General features: G+C 47.0%; 10 protein-coding genes and 1 pseudogene. 1 reads left to right on the top strand and 10 read right to left on the bottom strand.

What is annotated here, in order from left to right:
• Positions 1-52 precede the first annotated feature (52 nt).
• From FAY32_RS12020 to FAY32_RS11975, 10 genes are all read right to left on the bottom strand, one after another.
• Positions 53-9,310, bottom strand: a complete 9,258-nt coding sequence (locus FAY32_RS12020; RefSeq protein ID WP_191988191.1) for a KxYKxGKxW signal peptide domain-containing protein — start codon at positions 9,308-9,310, stop codon at positions 53-55.
• 766 nt (positions 9,311-10,076) lie between these two features.
• Entirely contained in the window at positions 10,077-11,573 is a 1,497-nt protein-coding gene (locus tag FAY32_RS12015) for a glycosyltransferase (RefSeq protein WP_143463670.1), read from the bottom strand.
• Between the two features lie 123 nt (positions 11,574-11,696).
• Entirely contained in the window at positions 11,697-12,593 is an 897-nt protein-coding gene (locus tag FAY32_RS12010) for a zinc metalloprotease (protein ID WP_225428343.1), read from the bottom strand.
• Positions 12,594-12,665: 72 nt separating this feature from the next.
• Positions 12,666-14,198 carry a glycosyltransferase family 4 protein gene (locus FAY32_RS12005; protein ID WP_143463669.1) on the bottom strand — a complete coding sequence of 511 codons (1,533 nt, stop codon included), beginning with the start codon at positions 14,196-14,198 and terminating at the stop codon, positions 12,666-12,668.
• A 27-nt stretch (positions 14,199-14,225) separates the two neighbouring features.
• Complete coding sequence (locus FAY32_RS12000) at positions 14,226-15,746, bottom strand: glycosyltransferase (protein WP_143463668.1); 1,521 nt, start codon at positions 15,744-15,746, stop codon at positions 14,226-14,228.
• A 468-nt stretch (positions 15,747-16,214) separates the two neighbouring features.
• Positions 16,215-17,102: a zinc metalloprotease gene (locus tag FAY32_RS11995; RefSeq protein ID WP_143463667.1), complete on the bottom strand. Its 888-nt coding sequence runs from the start codon at positions 17,100-17,102 to the stop codon at positions 16,215-16,217.
• Positions 17,103-17,156: 54 nt separating this feature from the next.
• Positions 17,157-18,662 carry a glycosyltransferase gene (locus FAY32_RS11990; RefSeq protein ID WP_143463666.1) on the bottom strand — a complete coding sequence of 502 codons (1,506 nt, stop codon included), beginning with the start codon at positions 18,660-18,662 and terminating at the stop codon, positions 17,157-17,159.
• 214 nt (positions 18,663-18,876) lie between these two features.
• Positions 18,877-19,080: a hypothetical protein gene (locus FAY32_RS11985; RefSeq protein ID WP_143463665.1), complete on the bottom strand. Its 204-nt coding sequence runs from the start codon at positions 19,078-19,080 to the stop codon at positions 18,877-18,879.
• 297 nt (positions 19,081-19,377) lie between these two features.
• On the bottom strand, positions 19,378-20,886 hold the full coding sequence (locus tag FAY32_RS11980) for a glycosyltransferase (RefSeq protein ID WP_143463664.1): 1,509 nt from the start codon (positions 20,884-20,886) through the stop codon (positions 19,378-19,380).
• A gap of 179 nt (positions 20,887-21,065) precedes the next feature.
• The gene (locus FAY32_RS11975; RefSeq protein ID WP_158727590.1) at positions 21,066-21,563 is read right to left on the bottom strand and encodes an LPXTG cell wall anchor domain-containing protein; all 498 of its coding nucleotides are present in this window, start codon (positions 21,561-21,563) and stop codon (positions 21,066-21,068) included.
• A 10-nt stretch (positions 21,564-21,573) separates the two neighbouring features.
• Between FAY32_RS11975 and FAY32_RS11970 the strand changes: the two are divergent.
• Positions 21,574-23,567 (top strand): annotated as a pseudogene (locus FAY32_RS11970) (hypothetical protein); the annotation flags it as partial.

Genomic DNA, 23,567 nt, shown 5'->3' with positions numbered 1-23,567 from the left:
GGTATTACTTGAAACTCATTTCGAATAGATCTACTTCCCGACTAATTGCTCATTAGTCGCCATCTTTCTTGTTACGTTTACCACTTAAGAACCACCATGATCCACCGGTTGCTGCCGCAATGGCTGCAACGATAGCTCCCCAGAGAGTCTTTGAACCATCATTTCTAGTCGCTGGGTTGGAAATTAAGTTACCATCCGAGCCTTTAGCTGTTGTTCCTTTATCAGCCGAACTCTTTTCAGTAGCTGTTTGTTTGTCAGCACTCTTACTCTTGTCATCAGTAGCGTTATCACTTTGAACGTTTCCGTTTGTTGCAACGTTCGCCGTTCTAAGATCAACGGGTTGTGCAGTGTTCGCGGCAGATGTCGCAGCCAAGTTAGTGACCGTCCCATTTGTTCCGGTACCAACATTATTTACCCCATTGCCAGTATTAGTATTACCAGTATTAGCATTACCAACACTTCCGTTACCAGTCGTGCCATTGCCAGTAGACGAGCCATTTGAACCCGATCCACCATTGCTGCCAGAACCAGTGTTACCAGAATCCCCGGCACCACCGCTGGTTGAACCATCTGACCCTGAGCCACTACCAGTATTGCCATCACTGCCATTTGAATCACTGTCGGAATCTGAGTTACCGTTGGAATTCGAATCGCTATCCGAGTCAGAGTTACCATCGGAACTACTATCACTATCCGATCCACCATTTGAGTCGGAATCGCTATCTGAGTCTGAGTCACTGTCGGAGTCCGAATCGCTGTCAGAATCGGAATCACCGTCGCTATCTGAATCGCTGTCGGAGTCTGAATCGCTATCTGAGTCTGAGTCACTGTCAGAATCTGAGTCGCTGTCAGAATCTGAGTCGCTGTCAGAATCTGAGTCGCTATCAGAATCTGAGTCACTGTCACTGTCCGAATCGGAATCGCTATCGGAATCGGAATCACTGTCGCTGTCCGAGTCACTGTCGGAGTCTGAGTCACTATCCGAGTCCGAATCACTGTCGCTATCTGAGTCGCTGTCCGAATCGGAATCGCTATCGGAATCTGAGTCACTGTCGGAGTCCGAATCACTGTCGGAATCGGAATCGCTATCGGAATCTGAGTCACTGTCGCTGTCTGAATCACTGTCAGAATCCGAGTCACTATCGGAATCTGAATCGCTGTCAGAGTCGGAGTCACTGTCAGAATCCGAGTCACTGTCGGAGTCCGAATCACTATCTGAGTCGGAGTCACTGTCGGAGTCGGAGTCGCTATCTGAGTCGGAGTCACTGTCTGAATCTGAATCGCTGTCCGAGTCAGAATCGCTATCGGAATCCGAGTCACTGTCGGAATCGGAATCACTATCGGAGTCGGAGTCCGAATCACTATCTGAGTCGGAGTCACTGTCAGAATCTGAATCGCTGTCCGAGTCAGAATCGCTATCGGAATCCGAGTCACTGTCGGAATCGGAACCACTATCGGAGTCGGAGTCGCTGTCCGAGTCAGAATCACTATCTGAGTCGGAGTCACTGTCAGAATCTGAATCACTATCGGAGTCGGAGTCGCTGTCAGAATCTGAATCACTATCGGAGTCGGAGTCGCTGTCAGAATCTGAATCACTATCGGAGTCTGAATCACTGTCGGAGTCTGAATCACTGTCTGAATCGGAATCGCTATCGGAATCTGAGTCACTATCGGAGTCTGAATCACTGTCGGAGTCTGAATCACTGTCTGAATCGGAATCGCTATCGGAATCCGAGTCACTGTCAGAATCTGAGTCGCTGTCAGAATCTGAATCACTATCGGAGTCGGAGTCGCTGTCCGAGTCAGAATCACTATCGGAATCGGAATCGCTGTCAGAGTCGGAGTCACTATCTGAGTCCGAATCACTGTCTGAATCCGAGTCACTGTCCGAATCTGAATCACTGTCAGAATCCGAGTCGCTGTCGGAATCTGAGTCACTATCTGAGTCTGAGTCACTGTCAGAATCCGAGTCACTGTCCGAATCTGAATCACTGTCTGAATCAGAATCGCTGTCGGAGTCGCTGTCCGAATCTGAATCGCTATCGGAATCTGAGTCACTGTCGCTGTCTGAATCACTGTCAGAATCCGAGTCACTATCGGAATCGGAATCACTGTCTGAATCCGAGTCGCTGTCTGAATCTGAGTCACTGTCGGAGTCCGAATCACTATCTGAGTCTGAGTCACTGTCGGAGTCGGAGTCACTGTCTGAATCCGAGTCACTATCTGAGTCAGAATCACTGTCTGAATCCGAGTCGCTGTCAGAATCCGAGTCACTATCGGAATCGGAATCGCTATCGGAGTCGGAGTCACTATCGGAATCGGAATCGCTGTCAGAGTCGGAGTCACTGTCTGAATCCGAGTCGCTGTCGGAATCTGAGTCACTGTCGGAGTCCGAATCACTATCTGAGTCTGAGTCGCTGTCAGAATCCGAATCACTGTCGGAGTCGGAGTCACTATCGGAATCGGAATCACTGTCAGAATCTGAATCACTATCGGAATCCGAGTCACTATCTGAGTCGGAGTCACTGTCGGAGTCAGAATCACTGTCGGAGTCAGAATCAGAGTCACTGTCGCTGTCCGAGTCACTGTCTGAGTCGGAATCACTATCGGAGTCGGAGTCACTGTCAGAATCCGAATCACTGTCGGAATCTGAGTCACTATCGGAATCGGAATCACTGTCAGAGTCTGAATCGCTATCAGAGTCGGAATCACTATCTGAATCTGAGTCACTGTCGGAGTCTGAGTCACTATCTGAGTCCGAATCACTGTCCGAATCCGAGTCACTGTCAGAATCGGAATCACTGTCAGAATCCGAGTCGCTGTCGGAATCTGAGTCACTGTCAGAATCCGAGTCACTATCGGAGTCTGAGTCACTATCTGAGTCGGAGTCACTGTCGGAGTCGGAGTCGCTATCTGAGTCAGAGTCACTGTCAGAATCCGAGTCACTATCTGAATCGGAATCACTGTCTGAATCGGAATCGGAATCGCTATCGGAGTCGGAGTCACTATCGGAATCCGAATCGCTGTCTGAATCCGAGTCACTGTCGCTATCTGAGTCACTATCGGAATCCGAATCGCTGTCAGAGTCGGAGTCGCTATCTGAGTCGGAGTCACTGTCAGAATCCGAGTCACTGTCGCTATCAGAGTCACTATCGGAATCCGAATCGCTGTCAGAGTCTGAGTCACTGTCTGAATCTGAGTCACTATCGGAATCGGAATCACTGTCAGAATCTGAGTCACTGTCGGAGTCAGAATCGCTGTCGGAGTCGGAATCACTGTCAGAATCCGAGTCACTATCTGAATCGGAATCACTGTCTGAATCGGAATCGCTATCGGAGTCGGAGTCACTATCGGAATCCGAATCGCTGTCTGAATCCGAATCACTGTCGCTATCTGAGTCACTGTCGGAGTCAGAATCACTGTCCGAGTCGGAATCACTGTCAGAATCCGAGTCACTATCTGAGTCTGAGTCACTGTCAGAATCTGAATCACTATCGCTGTCCGAGTCACTATCGCTGTCCGAGTCACTGTCGCTGTCTGAGTCACTGTCCGAGTCAGAATCACTGTCCGAGTCGGAGTCACTGTCGGAGTCGGAGTCACTGTCGGAGTCTGAGTCACTGTCAGAATCGGAATCACTATCGGAATCCGAGTCACTGTCAGAATCCGAATCACTGTCGGAGTCTGAATCGCTGTCGGAGTCGGAGTCACTGTCGGAATCGCTGTCGCTATCTGAGTCGCTGTCGGAGTCGGAATCACTATCGGAATCTGAGTCACTATCTGAATCGGAATCACTGTCAGAATCCGAGTCGCTGTCAGAATCTGAGTCACTATCGGAGTCGGAGTCACTATCGGAATCACTGTCGGAGTCCGAATCACTGTCGGAGTCTGAATCGCTGTCAGAATCTGAATCACTGTCGGAGTCGGAGTCACTATCGGAGTCCGAATCACTGTCAGAATCCGAGTCACTGTCCGAATCTGAATCACTGTCAGAATCCGAGTCGCTGTCGGAATCTGAGTCACTGTCGGAATCTGAGTCGCTGTCAGAATCTGAATCACTATCGGAATCCGAGTCACTGTCAGAATCCGAATCACTGTCAGAATCCGAATCACTGTCAGAATCTGAGTCGCTGTCAGAATCCGAATCGCTGTCGGAGTCTGAATCGCTATCGGAATCCGAGTCACTGTCAGAATCGGAATCACTATCGGAGTCTGAGTCACTGTCCGAGTCTGAATCGCTATCGGAATCTGAGTCACTGTCAGAATCGGAATCGCTATCGGAATCTGAGTCACTATCGGAGTCTGAATCACTGTCAGAATCGGAATCGCTGTCAGAGTCTGAATCACTGTCAGAGTCTGAATCACTGTCAGAATCTGAGTCACTATCGGAATCGGAATCGCTATCGGAGTCTGAATCACTGTCAGAATCTGAGTCACTGTCCGAGTCTGAATCACTGTCAGAATCCGAGTCACTATCGGAATCGGAATCTGAGTCACTGTCAGAATCGGAATCGCTATCGGAGTCGGAGTCACTGTCCGAATCTGAGTCGCTGTCAGAATCTGAATCGCTATCGGAGTCCGAGTCACTGTCGCTGTCCGAGTCACTGTCGGAGTCTGAGTCACTATCGGAATCGGAATCACTATCGCTATCCGAATCAGATTCACTATCAGAATCAGAACCACTGTCGCTGTCGGAGTCGCTATCGGAATCACTGTCGCTATCACTATCTGCTTCCTGATGAGCTTCTACTGCCAAACTTGCATAGGAGTACGCATCATCAGCGGCACTAGAAGCTTTTTCCTTAGCATCTTGCGCTGCAGAGGCTGCTTCTTTGGCCTGGTTTGCATAGCTTGAAGCTGCCGCATTGTCTCCCGCTGCTTCAGCTGAATCAGCATTTGACTGCGCTTCAACCGCCGCACTAGCTGCATCTGAAGCAGCCTGGGCAGCTTGTGTTGCTGTATTTGCTGCTTCAGCAGCCTGCGCTGCGTACGAAGTAGACTCAACATAATTCTCGCCAGCATACTGATCTGCCACATTAGCATAGGAATTCGCGATACTTGCATAAACGCCCGCGTCAACCGCTGCTGATGATGCCGCACTAGCTGCATCTGAAGCGGCTACACCTTGTGAACTCAGAACAGTCAGGTAAGCACTCCCAAGAGTTACTGAACTACCACTTCCAGTAATAACCAGGTAGTAGTAGCCTGCGCCACCTAACGTCACATCTTCAAGTTTTAACGTAGCTTCGGTTGCACCACTAATGGCTTTTCCAGCTCCAGAAGCAGAATCTGATTTGTACCATTGGTAGCTAACTGTGCTATCAGATACACCAGAACTCGTTTGTGGCGTGAAGTAAACAGTATCCCCCGCATTAGCCGTTTGATCCAGTAATCCATTACCGATCATAATTTCTTTAGAATCGGAATATGATGACCCATCACTATTAGTGATAGTTGCTGTAATAGTAACCTTACCTTTACTATTAACCGAAACTGGCGTTACCACCCCAGCACCATCGACCGTAGCGATACTGGTGTTACTACTCTTCCAAGTAACCGTTCCAGTTGCATTGCTTGGATTAGGTGTTGCCACATAGGTTCCGGGTGCCGAGTTCAACAAGTAATCGTCCCCGGAGATCGTAATCCCGGTTGCGGCAACTTCCCTGTCGTAAACGTTAACTTCGGCAATGTCACTACCCATCGTTGCCCCAATCAAAACACCATAGTCAGAAACCATTTGGAATCGTAAGTTTCCTTTAAATGTATCATTGGTTTCAACCGTTAACGTACTTGACGTTGACGTCTTAATCCCTAATCCGTTGTTACTCTTTGCGGAAGCTGATTTCAGATACCCTTGGCTAACAGCCTTTTCAACCTTCATCCACGTGCCGTTAACTTGAACGTACCAATTTACTGATGTTGTAATGGCCGGAATGTTGACCAACCCTAACTTAGTCGTTCCAGTCAGCGTAAAGGTACTATTCTGCATGGTTGAGGTCAGTGGGGCTGGTTGTTGCGTGTAACCATTAGTCAACGCAATTCCCCAAACGATCGTTGCGTTTCCGTATGGTTTTTCTTGATTCTTCGACGTGTTGTTTGAATAATTTCCAGCTTCAAAGACGGATTCTGCTGCTGCGGCAGCTGCTGAGGTTGCCGCCGTTGCGTAAGAATTTCCACTAGCAGCAGCCGAGTTACTTAACGAAACGTAGGAACTGGCGGCGATAAAGTCACCAGCAGCAACAGCTGAGGAGGCTTGCGCCATGTAGCTGTTAGCTTCTGAGGCAGCAATGTCCCCAGAAGCAGCTGCAAATTGAGCAGCTTGTGCGTACTCCAAGGCTTCGGCTACGTAAGAAGATCCTAAGCTCGTATTGACCTTGTTAGCACTCGCTAAAGAATTTGCCGTGGAGGCTGCTACTGCCGCATTAGAGACCGCTGTGGAGTCTTGAAGCACGATTGCAGCGGCAACGGAAGCAGCGTAAGCAGATTGCGCATCGATAATGTTCGTCGTTGCAGCAGCGGCAGCACTACCAGCAACTTCGGCGGCAGAGTTAGCAAAGGTTAAATTGGTATTTGCTGCATCAGCTGCGGCGGCAGCATCATCGTACGTACCCGCAGCGGCGGCATTACTAGCTGCCGTGTTTGCTGCTTTCGCATATGATTTAGCTGCGGCGGCGGCTGAAGTTGCAATTGAGTTCGCCGTTGACGCACCAGTGTTAAAGTCCCCACCAGCTGCCAAGTAAGCGTTATTTGCATCTTGCGCATGCGAATTAGCTAAATTGTACGCACTATTGGCTGCACTAGCTGCGTCAGCTGCCGCTTGCGCATAACTACTAGATAAATACTCGCCAGTGTCTTTATCGCCCGTTATTCCAGCAGCCTTAAACAAGGCCTGGTTCACATTACTTTGTGCCGTAGATGCGGCGGTACTTGCTAAAAGTCCATAAGAATTAGCGTCATTGGCACTCGCCGTGGCTACTGCAGCGTAAGAACTTGCATTAGTGTAATCACCGGCTTCTTCAGCTACCGCAGCATTACTTTGTGCGGTGCTAGCCGCCGTTGCAGCTGTCTTTGCTTCCGCTGCATATGACGCGGCATCCGCCGTGTTTTCCCGACCTTTAGTAGCATAAGATGATGCCGTTAACAATTCTTGTTCGTTAAAGGTAACCAGCTTATCCATATTGGTCACTGCAGTACTAGCTGCCGTTGCATTGGATGCTGCCTTAGCCGCATAACTAGCAGCCAAACTAGCGGCGGTGCTAGCTTGATCCGTGTAAGTCCCTTTCGCATCCGTGACAACAACAGTAATGATGTTACTTGCCTGGGCAAAGTTCACAGTTGACCCAATTGTTAATGGAATTGATTTCTTACCGGTTGCTACCATTTGGTAGTAGTAAGTTCCCCCGGCATTTGGCGTCACAATATTGTTCGTTGGCTTTTCATTGCTGGACGTGGTTGGGTCGTTTAAAGAAGTCCAGTTCTTGCCATCGGTCGACACGTACCACGTGTAGGTTACCTTGCCACTAAGACTGTACAACCCAGTGATACCTAGGTTAGTGGTCAAAGTAATTGAATCGCCCAAGTCAGCCAATGCCTTATCTGCACTCAAGGTCGCACTAACGTTACCTTCATTGTCCTTGTGTGGCGTGTCAACATTAGTATCAAATTGTTCGGCCAAACTAGCTGCCGTTACCGCTTCGGCGGCAGCACTACGAGCAACTACGGCGGCTGAATCTGCCGTTAAAGCAAAGTTATGTGCTTCTTTAGGTGTTGTTGCCGTTGCCGCATTGACTGCTGCTGTACTTGCTGTTGCAGCGGCTTCGGAAGCAACTGCGGCGTAACTAGAAGCATCAGCTGCATATTGCGCTGACTGATCCCCGTTGTAGCCACTCGCTGCAGCAGCAGCACTCGCAGCAACACTAGCCGCACTGCTGGCCTTGTTAGCACTACTAGTTGCTTCACTGACCGCATCCGTGACAGATAGGTCAATGGCTTGCTTGGCAGCAGCGACCGCCTGATCACGGAAATCACTGGCGGCTTGGTTCGCTGCCACTGCATCTACAGTTGCTACCTGAATTACTGAAGCTAAAGCCGTACTTGCAGCATCGTAGTCGCCAGAAACAGCAGCACTACTTGCAGTTTCATAAAGTTTATCCGCTTGATTAGCCAAACTAAGTGCTTCAGTTGCAGCTGAACTCGCCGAAGAGAAGGCTGAGTTAGCTGCTGTGGCAGCAGCTAATGCTGCGGAGTTATCCTTGGCGTACTGAGTTGCCAAGTAAGCGCTGCTAGCTGCAGATGAGGCTTCTTCTGCAGCAACGGCGGCTGAGTTAGCTAACTTGTGTGCATCCTTAGCGTAAGAGCTCACAATGTCCTTAGCGCCCTGTGCGGCTGCAATCCGTGCTGCATCGGCGGCACTGGACGTCACACCAGCATAGGATTTTGCATCTTCAGCGTAGGAACTCGCCAATGAGTTGGCAGTTGCGTATGATTGTGCCATCCCCGGAGCATCGCTAGAAACGTCCGTTGCTGCTAGGTACATGTTGGCCAAACTATTGTAATGTTTCGCATAGTCGTATGCTTGTAAAGTTTCTTTATATGCGCTATTGGCCGCACTCGTTGCCGACTGCGTATCCGTTGTAGGCACTAACGTTGCGTAACTGGACGCTGCACTCGCTGCGGTTGAAGCTGCAACTGCTGCTGAGGAAGCCGCATTGGCCGCACTACTATCTGCCGCCGATACTGCAGCGTCATTTGCTGCAACAGCCTTCTTGGTTGTAGCTGTTTTAGTGACGGCCTTGGTGACGTTAGTCGTCAAGGTCACGTCAGTATTGGCACTCGCTGCAATTCTTTCTGCGGCTAAACTGGCGGCCGTAGTGGCGTCACTAGTTGCTTCGGCACTCGTGGCTTCAGCACTGGTTGCCTCTACACTAGTTACCGCCGTACTGGTTGCGCCGCTTGAGGATTCAGCAGCATTTGATGAAGCGCTTTCACCCGAAGCTGCACTGTTACTGGCTTCAGAGCTCGTTGCCGTAGTCGTTTCGGTCTCTGTGTTAGTCGCTGACGTTGTATTGCTTTCCGTAGCGGCACTAGCTGCCGCCGAACTTGATTGTAATGTGACTGTATTCGATGAATTAGTAGCTGAGGCGACCGCTGCGCTAGAAGAACTATCAGCCTGACTAGTGGTATCAGCTTTGGCTGTTAAGTTTCCGGCACCCAATAACGAGAAAGATGCAATCGCAGTGAAGACCCACGTCTTCCCTGCCTTGAACATCTTGTAACGTAATTTAGGATCGCCATTAAAAGCTTTATTCCGCATAAATTTCACTTTTAATGTCCTCCTTTATGAATGACTGACTAAAATGCACTGTACTCCCCCGACTATTAGTCTGAAAATAGTTCTAGACCAAAGTCTAATTGGCATATACCAATTGTTATAGTGAAACGTGAGTAGTGTAAAACAATATCATTTCGCTTACGAGTTTATCACAAATTTCATATATAGACTATTTATATCTTCCAATACAAATTGGTATAGGTGGTATTTGGTATAAACGATTTTTTAAATTAAAATATTCACATTTTTGTTTATTGCTGATCACTAATGTTTCGTTAGTCCATAATCGCTTGAAACAGCCAATATATGTAGCGTAGAAGGCTTTTATTATTAACGGTGTTTGCTTTATTTTGAGCTTTAAAAATACTTTAAAATTATATTTTAATTAAAAAATCTGTCCACTTTGGCAAAACTGGTGAATAGTTATTTGGCCATATTTTTTAGTTTATTGCAACTAACATCTCCCCCTTATTTTTATAAAGTTTGTAAGTAATATTTATTTTCTACTCCACTTCTTCAAAAGTGTAACAAGACTTTTTTTAGTTATTTTGACGATTTTTAGTTTTACCCACGCTATTCATTGTGCGGCAATTCCACTATTCATACGGATTACTATAAATATCATGGCTGCTTAGTAAGCAAAATAAAGTATCGACTCATCAATTCAACTCCTGCTAATTTTGTCCAAAAAAAAGAGCCCAGCACACCCCAATTAGGTGTGCTGGGTTCTTTAGGTAGCTAGCTTAACTCAATCAGCTAACACACTGCGAATTAAATCTTGCCATTTCTTCGTGACGGCCGCTGCAGAGAATTTTTCAGCAGTGGCTAGACTTTCACGTCGAAACTGCTCTTGTAAGTCCGGCTGGCGCAAATAATCTCGTATTTTTTCATATAATTCATTTTGATCGTTGGCGGTCACCAAAAAGCCATTGGTCCCATCCTGAATCAGTTCACTTGGCCCATAGCGGACGTCGTAACTGATGACGGGCACACCAAAGTTTTGGGCTTCGAGTGTCGCTAGTGAGAACCCCTCTTCGCGACTCGTCAGCAAAGCTAAAGAGGCCATCTGATATTCTGCCGTCAGATCCGGATAAAACCCACGCAAGAAAATATTTTTTTCCAAATGATGTTCTGTAATAAAGTCTCGTAGGGCCTTTTCCTGGCTGCCATAGCCAAACAGATGCAGCTGAACGTCTGGGAACTCTGCCACTAACTTAGAAATCGCCACAGCCTGATGCATCACCTGCTTTTCTGGCGAATAACGTGCAACCCCAATTATTCGATTGGCCTGTCGCTTCTCTGGTGCGAGGACTTGTGGCTGCGTGAAGCCTACAGGAATCGCCACGACCGGCAAGTCTGGAAAGCGTTCCAAGAGGTCTCGCTTCTGATATTCAGTCGAACAGATAAAGCGGTCGAAATCCGTGATGTGTTCCAACATAAAGCGATAATGGCTCTTGATACGAGATCCCATGACGTCCGTTTGGCTCTGCGCATGCGTACTGTGGAAGACAACACAAACTTTAACGTTCGTATCCGTCTTGCTGAGGGTCTCGGCTAACTTTAAATTCCGGTCGCTGATGTAGACATCCCCAGCTTGATAGAGTGTGTTAAAAAAGAACGTCTGTAGTTCCGCTTGCGTATTAAAGAAGTAATCTCGGCCCTCACGACTATGCACAATAATCTGCCGTAGTGTCGACTCTAACTTCTGGTCGGAATCGTACAGTTCTTCCAAGCAGGCCTGCCCCTGACGATTCAAATAAACCCTCGCTTGAATCTTCTGCATTGCCGCCAAGTAGATCACCTGACTGCAAAAACCACGCTGATCGAACAATTCTCGCTTGATTTTAGCATGGTGTTGATCAAAATAGTTCAAGTACTCGATTGACCGATACTGTTGATCATAGAACCGCGCGTACAGCAAAAATTGCCCATCTGCCGCAAACACGCGGACATCCTTGGTCTCTGGAATATATTTCAAAGTAAATCCACACTTTTTCCAATACGCAATCCAATCAAACGTCGTCACCGTTTCATCATCCATTACGCCTTGAAAGTAGTCATACATCGAAAAGCAGCGACCAGCCACATCAAAGCGACGCGCATTCTCATGCAAGCGCGTATTAAAACCCACCGTCAGAATTTTAGCGTCCATCCCTCCCGCTTTGAATAACGCCAAGCGGTTCAATTGCGCTTTTTCAATCCCGGTTAAATTCATTCCCAAATTCTGATTGACAAAATAATTCACGTTCGCCACCCCATCTATAATTACGTCTACGCCATTACTCTTCAGAATACCCGTCTTCTACGTTAAAGGCCTACTGCAACCATTAGATAATTCAAGTCATCTAACTAGTTCAGTCGTTTTATTTTATTTTGATTTATTAATCGTTGTGAGGTGCCCGTTGTCATATAAAACGACACGCTGCGTTTGCAATACCCAGCCCGCCAGTCGACGAGGATGCTGCCAGCTTAATCCGGCTAAAGCCAAAGTTGCGGCATCCATGGACGTACTTTTGACCCCCAACTCATTTTCAGGCGGCGACCCTGCTCGACCAACAGACCAGACTGCCATAAGTTCGACCGTCGCCACACCTGCTTTAGCAGCATTAGTCCCTAATGGTCCCCCACCCAAATGAGGAATGCCCAATGCGTGACCAATTTCATGGATTAGCGCTGCTTCCTTCCAATTTTGCTGATTACGCTGTGACAAGTTCTGGATTCGCCAATTGCCAGGATAGAACAAGATTCCCTTACCGTTGTACGTCTGACCACCGAGTACCGGCTGCGTACGCTTACCATCATGAATAATCTCATCGCTTTGGTCCGGATGAGCAACCACCTCAACCACTTGCGTTCCTGCCACGCGATTCCAAAACCCAGCGGCATCTTTCACCATCCGGGTCGTCATAAAATGGGAGTCATTGTACAGTTGTAGAACCCCGTCGTTCCCCACAATATTCGCCAGGTTACGGCCATTCAACTGGTAAACATGCTGGGTCGCTACGGCATCTAAGCTCGTATTCCCCCGGTACTGACTGCCATGTGTGATTGCCGTTAAGGCCCGCAACTGCTTTTGAGAATAGATGTGTTGGTCAATCCGACCACCCGGCGGACTATAGGTTGCTGTTCGCTGGTAGTCTTGTTTTATGGACTGCTTCGCCGCTGGTTGCGGGTTCTCACGCCCATTTAATCCCGTCATCCCCAGTACGACTAGAGACAGACTCGCAGCCGCTAACCCCCACTGCATCAGCCGTTTCCACAACATTTTTCACACCTCTTTACCCAAAAGCCGCCAACAACTTCAGATAAGTTCTTGACGGCAACCAGTCGAAACCGTTTAAACAGCGGCCTTTTCGCGTTCTAAACTATCAAAATAATCCAATAACTGTTGCCACTTCTCAAAGACGGCGTCCTCCGAGTAGCGCTTGGCATTTTCGTATGCTGCGGCACTGTAAGTCTTCAAAAGTTCTTGGTTTCCCAGTAACTTAATCAGGGCATCCGCCAATTGTTGCGGTTGGCCATCTTCCGTCAGGATTCCCGTGACCCCATCTTGAATAATATCACTAGGACCATACTTCACATCATTGGCAACCATTGGGACACCATGAGATTGCGCCTCAAGCAGTGTCAGTGAGAAACCTTCAGCACGACTAGGCAAAATTCCGATCTGTGCACGGTCATACACGGCATCGATATCACTCGTGTAGCCCTTAAAAGTGATCACGTCCTGCAAACCGGCATCGGCCACTTGTTGCTTAAGTTGTTGTTCAATATCACCGTTTGCATACCCCCAAAGCTCAAGCCGCGCGTCTGGGAACTGTTGATGAACCTGGGCAAAAGCCTGAATCGAATGGTTCTGTTGTTTTTCAGGTGCGAGTCGCGCGACGTGCACGATGAGGTTCTTCTGCCGGGCAGTAAAGTCTTGGTGCGGTGCAGCAATTTCCTTGTCCGAAACATAACCGACTGGAATCGTAAAGGCTGGAATATCACTTCCAAACCGGTTAGCCACATCTTCTGTTTGCTCCGGTGTCGCCGAAATGACCGCATCCCACTTTGCCCAGTTATTCAGTGCGTTCGTGTAATTATTATTTAATGGTGAATGCAGCATGTCACTCGGGTCGCTCACGTGATCATTGTGGAGATGAAGCACCTTGAACGCCGGCGTCTGCATGTGGAATAACCCCCAATCACATTCAACCGTCCGGTCACAAATAAAGACGTTGTGCTGGTCCAGCCCATTCAATTCATCGTAGAAGAAACGGGTCAATTCATTCATACCGCCAAAGACCCAGCTACTGTTCCGATAATTCAAGACACGCCATGACAAACACTCTTTGCCCCCACGATTGAGGTAATGGTTCTTTTCCAAGTGAACGCGGCCATCTGGACCATAGTATTGTTCCTGAGAAATCTTCCCCTCAAGATCAAAGAACTGTTCGAGACACTTGAATCCCCGCACATCCCACCAAACCATCGATACGGTTCGGCCGTTAACGTCGAAGTACTGGACATTGCTAATCTCGTTCGATTGCTTACGGAAATAGATGATCATGAGCATCTTTCCCTGCGCAAAGACCTGTAACTGATCGTCCTTACGAGTCGTGGTCGTATTGGCCGGCAAAGAAAACTCATTCATCGTGAACGACTGACTTGCAACTTGGGTACTACCACAGAAAAATTCAAAGAGATTCACAAAATTTTCACGCTGAATCCCAGATTGTCGCAAGATGTTCGTCAAATCCATAGAGAAAATTCGCGTCACAATTTTTGCTGGCACGTGGTGTTGCTTAAACAAGTGTAATCGATTGATTTCCGCATGTTCAATTCCTGATTTTGAGTACTGCATGTTATCATTCAAAAAATAATACATCTACTCGAACCTCCCTTAACCAGCTTGCTATTCGCTCTTCAATTCCTTCTGCCACCGGTTCCAAACTTTTCGGCGCGTCCATTGGTCATGCGCTTTGACATACGCAGCGTGACTGAACGCCGTTAGTTTCTGCTCATCTAGCAATAGATCAACAACCTTATCCGCCATAGCCAGGGCTTGCCCCGGTGCAATTAGATAACCGTCCTTGCCATCCGCAATAAAATCGGTGGGCCCGTAGTTGAACCGATAGCTGACCGCTGGAATACCATGGATCATGGCTTCTAACATCGCCAAGGGACCACCGTCTGCTAGTGACATGTTGGTCATGACTTGATAATGATCATACTGTTCGTTCAGGTCGGGCACATAGTCTTTAAACGTGACGCTCGCTGTAAGATTCAATTCTTGTGCCAACTTCTCCATATCCGCAACGTATTTCGCACTGCCATAGCCAAATAAGGTAAAGGTGGCATCTGGAACCCGGTCCTTAACCAGTGCGAACATGCGGAGTTGCTGTTCAATCTGCTTATCCTTAGCAATTCGACCAACATAGATGACGCTGTGCGGCAGTCGTTCGCTAGGCACCACTTCCCGTGTTTCTTCCTTTGAGGTTGGCAACGTAGTCACCGCAGGTATTGAGAAGACTGGTGCTTTAGGGAAACGTGTGCTCAAATTGGCTGCCTGCTGGGGCGTACCTGTAATGAAGCCATCGAAATGACTGAAGTGTTCAAATGCTGGGGCCAGGAAGCCATCGAGATCCGCATGAATCGGATCATTGGGACTGACCGCATGGTTAATCGGGACGTAAACGTATTTACGCGAATTGTCATCCAACGCCAGCAAGGGATTGACCCCCGTTCCAGGACGATCGACGATGAACGTCGTCCGTTCGGGATCTTGTTTACTCAATTCATTTAAGAAAAAGGTAAACAGGTCATCCGCGTTCTGGAAGAAGCGGTCACCCTCACCCTGATAGTTCTTTAAGATCATCCGTGACGTCAATGGCTTACCCTCAGTACTTTGAGTAAAGTATTCCTCAATTGCCGTTTGCCCATCAGCACGATAGTAACGCTGCGAAATCAACTGGCCATTCTGCCCGAAATATTGTGTCGCCGACCTGAACCCTCGCCAATCCCAGAGGTCAGTTCCGACACGATTACCTAGCTGGTCAAAAAACTCTTGATAGAAGACCCGACCAATGGTGCCCGGAATAAAACCAACGTTGGCGATTAGTCGATCGCCATCAAAGACCCCACTGAAGTTTGCCCCAACGTTCACTTCATATTCAATTGGCAAATTCAATTTATCTGTGGTCACAAACTTGGGGGCACCTGAATCAGTAAGCCCCTGAAAGTAATCAAACATGTTCATAACCTGATCATCAGCGACACCAAATTTACTAATGGTCTGGTGCAAGAGTCGATCATAAATCTTCGTCACGATCTTGGCGGGGGTTTTGTAGTGATTAAATAATTTCACCCGATTCATTGCCGTATGTTCAACACTTGAATTTTTTTGTAACAGGTACTCATTAATAAAATAATACACGGTGTCACACTCCCATCCTCATTGCGAAGGAATTTCACCCATTTTTAGTCAACTGAGCTATCCATCAACAAAGTTTAAACTAATCTAAGTATACCTAATTAGTTTTATTAATAAAACCAATTGCTATCGTCAATGATTCTTTTTTCACATTATCCAGCAGCAAAACCAAATCGTTGTATTTAGCCAGAACCACCAACGATTACTTAAGCGCTACCATTTGCGTATAATCAAGGATACAACAGTTTATAGACTGTGTAAATACTCCCTGCCTGATTCCATCAATTTAATGCAGTAATTATTAAAGTAAAAACCTATAGTTGCGTCACTTAGCTTACAAATATTAAAAAGTGTAACGTTATATAATTTGCTTAAACTCGTGTGATTTAGATCCCCCTTGACTACCTGAAGTTCCGTTAACTCTAACCTGTCAAAAAAAGGACCAAGGAATCATCCTCAGTCCTACCAATCCTAAGGCTTAGGAATTGTCGAAACAATTTTTCCATTGTCATAATTGACCGTGGCCTTCGGCGTCGTGAACACCCAATTGGCTAGCTTCTGTGGTCGTGGCCATGCGATACCCGCAATCGTCAGTGCTGCGGCGTCCACCGGTGTGCTGGTGATGCCATGCTGATTTGCCAACGGTGCGGCAGGCAGTTCGACCCCCCAGTTACCCATAAAGTCCGTTGTCTTCTTATTTGCATTACGATCGTTAATCCCCGTTTTTCCGCCGCCGAGGTTCGGAATTCCCAGCGCATGACCAATCTCTCGCAGTAAAATGGCTTCTTTCCAATTGTTCCTGCCACGGGCCGTTAATCCGGTCACTCCCCAATTACGTGGATAGAAGAGCATCCCCATATTATTGTAGGTTTGACCACCGATACCGTATTTATTTTGTTCCTGATCATCATGGATGACTTCATCGCTAGCCTTAGCCGTCTTAACGACTTCGACAATTTTGGTTCCCGCTAAGGTATTCCAATAGTCAGCGGCGTCTCTGACCATCTTATCCGACATAAAAGACGATTCATTGTAGAGTTGTAGGACGCCATCACGGCCCATGAAGTTATTAATGGTATGGCCCGCCAGCTTATAAGAATACTCGGTGGCAACCTTATCCAGACTGGTATTCCCAGAATATCGCGTTCCATGCGTAATCGTCGTTAATTGTTTAAGCTTGGCCTGTGAATAAGTTTTCTGATTGACTAAACCATCGTTCGTGCTGGTCCCCTTAGACCGCTGGTAGTAATTGTGATTCCCAAACAGTGAAATGTTGACCTTAGTCATACCCTTGACCACGAAGAACACGACTGCCGCTAAAATGATTAGATACAGAATTCGTCGGAGCACCTTGAACATATTTAATTCCCCCAAATTTTTACGGCAAGCCACTGGCCTCAACCGTTTCCCAACTTAGTCTTGCGTGACGTGTTGGACGAAATCTTGCCACTTCCGCTGAACGACTGACGGCGCATATGGCGCCAATAGTCGTTGACAGTTCGCCATCATCTTCAATTGCAAGTCCCGATTGCCTAAATACGTCCGAATCTTCTGATAGAGCACTTCTTGATTATCCGCCGGGACTAGGAAACCATTTTCACCATCCGTGATCATTTCACTGGGACCATAGTTGATGTCGTAAGCAATCACTGGCACGCTAAAGCTCAACGCTTCTAGTGTTGCTAGTGAAAAGCCCTCTTCTTTACTGGTCATCAAGGCCAGCGCCCCCCGTTGGTAATCGGCGGTCAGATCCGTCTGGAACCCCCGCAGAAACACGTGCTCTGTCAGATGGTGTGTACGAATATAATCGCGCAAGACCTTCTCAATCTTGGCACCGGACCCCAGTAAATGAAGTTCGACATCTGGAAATTCAGCCACTAACCGTTCAACGGCCTTCACTTGATGAAGCAACTGTTTCTCAGGTGAATATCGGGCAACACTAATGATTCGGTGCGGGTTGCGCGCTGTAAAATCAACTGGTTGCGGCATCGCAAACCCCACCGGAATAGTCACTACGGGTGGTAACGTCGTATACCGCGCTAACAAATCACGGCGCTGTTGTTCAGTCGACACCACAATGCGGCTGAGCTTTTCTGGATGGGCCAACGTGTAATCATAAATATTGGCTTTCAAGGTCCCCGTCAGGATGTCCTGGCCCACGCGCACATGCGTACTGTGAAAGACGGCACACGTCGCGATCTCTGGGCGCAGTTCGTGAAACGTCTTGGCCATTGCACTATTACGGTCACAATAGTACACGTCCCCCGAACGATAAAGTTCATTTAAGAAAAAGGTTCGAAATTCTCCCTCGGTATCAAAGAAGTAATCCCGCTGATGATAATTTTTGAGCGTAATTTTACGCAACAGTGATTTATTGTCCACCCGTTTGTACTGTTTCATGATACGAACCCGTTGATGTTGATCAAAGTAGAGTTCCGTATTGATGGTATCCTGTTCGGCAAGTAAGCTAGTCCGGCTCAAGAACCCCCGGACATCATAAACATCCCGCCGAATCTTCGCACGATTAGGGTTAAAGTAGTTAACATAATCGATCCGCGAGTAAGCCGCATCGAGAAAATGCGCGTACATAATGAATAACTCATTTTCATCCATGATCCGAATATCGAAGGTCCCGGGGACATTTTCCAAATGATAATGACAATCATTCTCCCAATAATGACGCCAATCAAAGTGTTTCAATTCGGCATATTGCCGTGATCCCTGGAAATAATCATACATTGAAAAGCTATGACCTTGAATACCAAACTTCTTCGTGTATTCATGCAGCCGCGACTGATAGCCCAAGTACACGATTGTCGCTGGTATCTTGGCTTGCTGAAACAACTGCAATCGTTTGAACTCAGCCTCCTCAATACCAGAAATCGTGGGACCAACACTAATGTCTACAAAATAATTCATCTCTCTGTCCTTCTTTAAGCGTAATTCTGTCACGCGTTTGCCGGCAAATCGTGACCAGCCTGAATGGCGTAACACCGGTACTCAGGCTAGTCTGCCATCGCTTTAGCCTTACCTTATATTTTACCATCAATTATTTTAACCAGTTACTAAAAAAGTGACCGCCTCAAGAATTTTAGCGATCACCCATTTTTAAAGTTAAGTTTAATTTCTAGGATTACAATTCCCACGGATATTTACCATCGGCGCTCTTTTCGGTATGTGCCATCATATATTCCGTCTGCGCAGCCATACGCTTCTGCGTCTTCTTGCGATTGATTACCCGGAAGATGAGCACCAGGCTCCAGAGGATCAAGTAGATCATTAACCTTATAAAAAATTGAACCCCATGTTGTGCAAAAATCATAGTTAATACTGACATAAGATAGCACCTCCGTTCAAATCTAATTCCTTTGCTTGTGTTCATTATACAACACTTTTAATGTCGTTTACAGGTTTTCCTATAAATTTATTTATTTTATTTTTATACGCTATGAACACCGTCAAATCAGCATTTTATAGCAATTTAGACGTTATGCACACATTTTTGAATATGGGGTCATTGTTTATCCAGTTATATTTAACGATTTTCTAGTTCTTCAACAAAACACGCCTCTAAAAAAGCAGCAATCCATCGGGCATGATAAGTGCCCCACAGATTGCTGTTTTTGGATATTTTCTATTTCAAATTTTGAACCAACTTTTGCCACCGTCGCATAATCCGCACTGGTGAGTATCGTTTAAGCAACGGCCGACAATTGCGCATCATTTGTAGCTGTAGATTCCGATCGCCAAGATATAACCGCATCTTCTGATACAGCGCTTCTTGGTCATCCGCTGGGATTAAAAAACCGTTTTGGCCATCTACAATCATCTCACGGGGCCCATAGTTAATGTCGTAGCTGATTACAGGGACACTATAGCTCAGAGACTCTAGCGTTGCCAAGGAAAATCCTTCCTCCCTACTGGTCATAAGTGCAAGCGCTCCCTGCCGATAATCGGCCGTTAAGTCTCGTTGGAATCCACGCAGAAACACGTGGTCTTTGAGCTGATGGTCATCGATATACTTCTGTAATTGGACTCTGACTCGGCCCCCGTACCCCAACAAATGTAGCTCGATATCGGGAAACTCGGGAACGAGTCGCTCGACCGCTCGAAGCTGATGCAGGAGTTGCTTTTCTGGCGAGTACCGGGCAACGCAAATAATGCGATGGGGATTACGCTGCGTAAAGTCTGTATCATCCACCGGCTGTGGCACTGCAAACCCCACTGGAATATTAACTACTGGCGGCAAACCAGGTAACCACCGTTCAAGGTCCAAGCGTTGTTGCTCAGTTGACACCACAATCCGTGAGATTTTAGCGGCATGATCCAACGTGTATTCATAGCCACCAAATTTCAACGATCCGGTCAACGGATTCTCATCCGCACGGACATGCGTGCTGTGAAAGACGGCGACAACTCGGACCTCTGGCTTGGTATGACTAAACGCAACGCCCATTTTACTATTCCGATCAGCAAAAAACGTATCGCCAGGTTGATAAAGCGAATCAAAAAAGAACGTGCGGAACTCATCTTCATTACCGAAATAATAGTCGTGATGCTGATAATCTTTCACTGTAATTTCTCGCAAAAAGGACTTGCCATTCGCGATAAGATACTGCTTAATAATGCGAACTTTTCCTTTTTGATCATAATAAAGTTCCGTGTTGATCAAATCCTTTTCGGCCAGGAGACACGTACAGCTCAGAAAACCACGACTGTCATAAATATCACGCCGAATCTTAACATGGTTTTTGTCAAAGTAGTTGACGTAATTCAATCGTGAATACGCTGCATCATAAAAACAGGCATACATAATGAAAAGCCCATTCTCATCGGTAATCCGAATGTCAGCAACCCCGTCAATAAATTGAAGATTGTAATGACAAGTCTCTGTCCAATAATGCCGCCAATCAAAATGACCAAAATCAGCGTATTCCTGCGTACGCTGAAAATAATCATAAATGGAAAAACTAACACCTTGAATACCAAATTTCTTGGCATATTCATGTAATCGCGGTTTATACGTTAGATAGACGATTCTGGCCGGTAGTCCCGCCTGCTGAAATAATCGTAATCGGTTAAATTCAGCCTTTTCAATGCCCGTGATGGCACCACCTAAATCGATATCAACAAAATAATTCATGCTGGATTTTCCCGCTTTCATTCTTAATTACTGTTTCTACTAATTATCTAGAAAAGCCCGAAAGACAATGTCCGTTATCATTTTACCATACCGTTACTTCAGGCCTTGTGCTGACACCAATAATGGCCCCTTCACCTATTTGGGGGCGAAAGAGCCATTACCATCATTTAACCTAGAAATCAGTCGTCGCGTTTTCGTTTCGGCTTAAATCCAAGTAATCCCAAGAATCCCAACAAAATTGAACCTAGTACCGAGGTTGCTCCACCGGTATTCTGCTCACCAGTTTGAGGTAAGTCCTGATCCGTAGTGTGGTTGGCGTCAGTATGACTAGTTGCAGTATGCCCGGTTGTAACATGACGATCTTCGGTGTCACTTTGGTTGGCAGTATTTCCTGCCAATTTGCTAGTGTGATCTTCAGGAACACCAGTCAAACGGCCATTCTGGTCATTGGTTGATCCATTGCCAGTAACCCGATTGGCAATCATTCCCATGTTATTCTGGTTTTCACTACCAGAAACGCGATCACCATCGCCACCACTACGCAGCGCTGTTGCATTATTACTAATAGCATCGCCACTACCACCGCTATTTTCATTAACGGTTGTTGTGGATGTAGGTGTATCTGAAGCACCAGCGAAGCCTGAAATACCAGATACACCGTTCACACCAGTATTCACGGTATCGCCTGTGCCTCCGTTAACTAACCCAGAGGTTCCGGAATCAATATTATTCGAGCCAGAGGTACTCATCGTAGCAGAAGTTGATTCGCTTTCTGCCGTTGAGGTCGACTCAGACTCACTCTCTAGAACAGAAGTTGATTCGCTTTCTGCCGTTGAAGTCGATTCAGACTCACTCTCTAGAACAGACGTCGATTCGCTTTCTGCTGTCGAAGTCGATTCGGATTCACTCTCCAAAACAGAGGTTGATTCGCTTTCTGCTGTTGAAGTAGACTCAGATTCACTCTCCAAAACAGACGTCGATTCGCTTTCTGCTGTTGAAGTAGATTCAGACTCGCTCTCTAGAACAGACGTCGATTCACTTTCTGCTGTTAAAGTAGACTCGGATTCGCTCTCTAGAACCGAAGTTGATTCGCTTTCTGCTGTTGAGGTCGATTCAGACTCACTCTCCAGAACGGAGGTTGATTCACTTTCGACTGTTGAGATCGATTTGGATTCACTCTCTAGAACAGAAGTTGATTCGCTTTCTGCCGTTGAAGTCGATTCAGACTCGCTCTCTAGAACAGACGTCGATTCACTTTCTGCTGTTGAAGTAGACTCGGATTCGCTCTCTAGAACCGAAGTTGATTCGCTTTCTGCTGTTGAGGTCGATTCGGATTCACTCTCCAGAACAGAGGTTGATTCGCTTTCTGCTGTTGAGGTCGATTCAGACTCGCTCTCCAGAACGGAGGTTGATTCACTTTCTGCTGTTGAGGTCGATTCGGATTCACTGGTTGAGACAGACTCGCTTTCTAGAACAGAAGTTGATTCGCTTTCTGCTGTTGAAGTCGATTCAGACTCGCTCTCCAAAACAGACGTTGATTCGCTTTCTGCCGTTGAAGTCGATTCAGACTCGCTCTCTAGAACCGAAGTTGATTCGCTTTCTGCTGTTGAAGTAGACTCGGATTCACTCTCCAAAACAGAAGTCGATTCGCTTTCTGCCGTTGAGGTTGATTCAGACTCACTCTCTAAAACAGACGTCGATTCGCTTTCTGCTGTCGAAGTCGATCCAGACTCACTCTCTAAAACAGACGTCGATTCACTCTCGGCTGTTGAAAGAGATTCGGATTCGCTTGTCAAAACCGACTCAGACTCACTTGTCGAAGCTGACTCGCTTTCGAGAATTGAAGTCGATTCACTTTCCGCTGTTGAAAGAGATTCGGATTCGCTTGTCAAAAGCGATTCAGACTCACTCGTCGATACAGACTCGCTTTCGAGGATCGAGGTCGATTCACTCTCGGCTGTTGAAAGAGATTCGGATTCGCTAGTTAGAATCGATTCAGATTCACTCGTCGATACAGACTCGCTTTCGAGGATCGAGGTCGATTCACTCTCGGCCGTGGAAAGTGATTCGGACTCGCTTGTCAGAGCTGATTCAGACTCACTCGCAGAAACTGACTCGCTTTCGAGAATTGAAGTCGATTCGCTTTCCGCTGTTGAAAGAGATTCCGACTCACTTGTTGAAACAGACTCGCTTTCTAGAGCCGAAGTCGATTCACTCTCGGCTGTCGAAAGAGATTCCGACTCACTAGTCAGAACCGATTCAGACTCACTTGTTGAAGCTGACTCGCTTTCTAGAGCCGAAGTCGATTCACTCTCGGCTGTCGAAAGAGATTCCGACTCACTAGTCAGAACCGATTCAGACTCACTTGTTGAAGCTGACTCGCTTTCTAGAACAGATGTCGATTCACTCTCGGCTGTCGAAAGAGATTCCGACTCACTAGTCAAAATCGATTCAGATTCACTCGTTGATACAGACTCGCTTTCGAGGATCGAGGTTGATTCACTCTCGGCCATGGAAAGTGATTCGGACTCGCTTGTCAGAACTGATTCAGACTCACTCGTCGAAGCTGACTCGCTTTCTAGGATCGAAGTCGATTCGCTTTCCGCTGTTGAAAGAGATTCGGATTCACTAGTCAAAATCGATTCAGACTCACTCGTCGAAGCCGATTCACTTTCCAAAAT

The organism is Levilactobacillus enshiensis (assembly GCF_007115095.1).
In the GTDB taxonomy this organism is placed as follows: domain Bacteria; phylum Bacillota; class Bacilli; order Lactobacillales; family Lactobacillaceae; genus Levilactobacillus; species Levilactobacillus enshiensis.
This window is presented reverse-complemented; position numbering and strand designations above follow the sequence as displayed.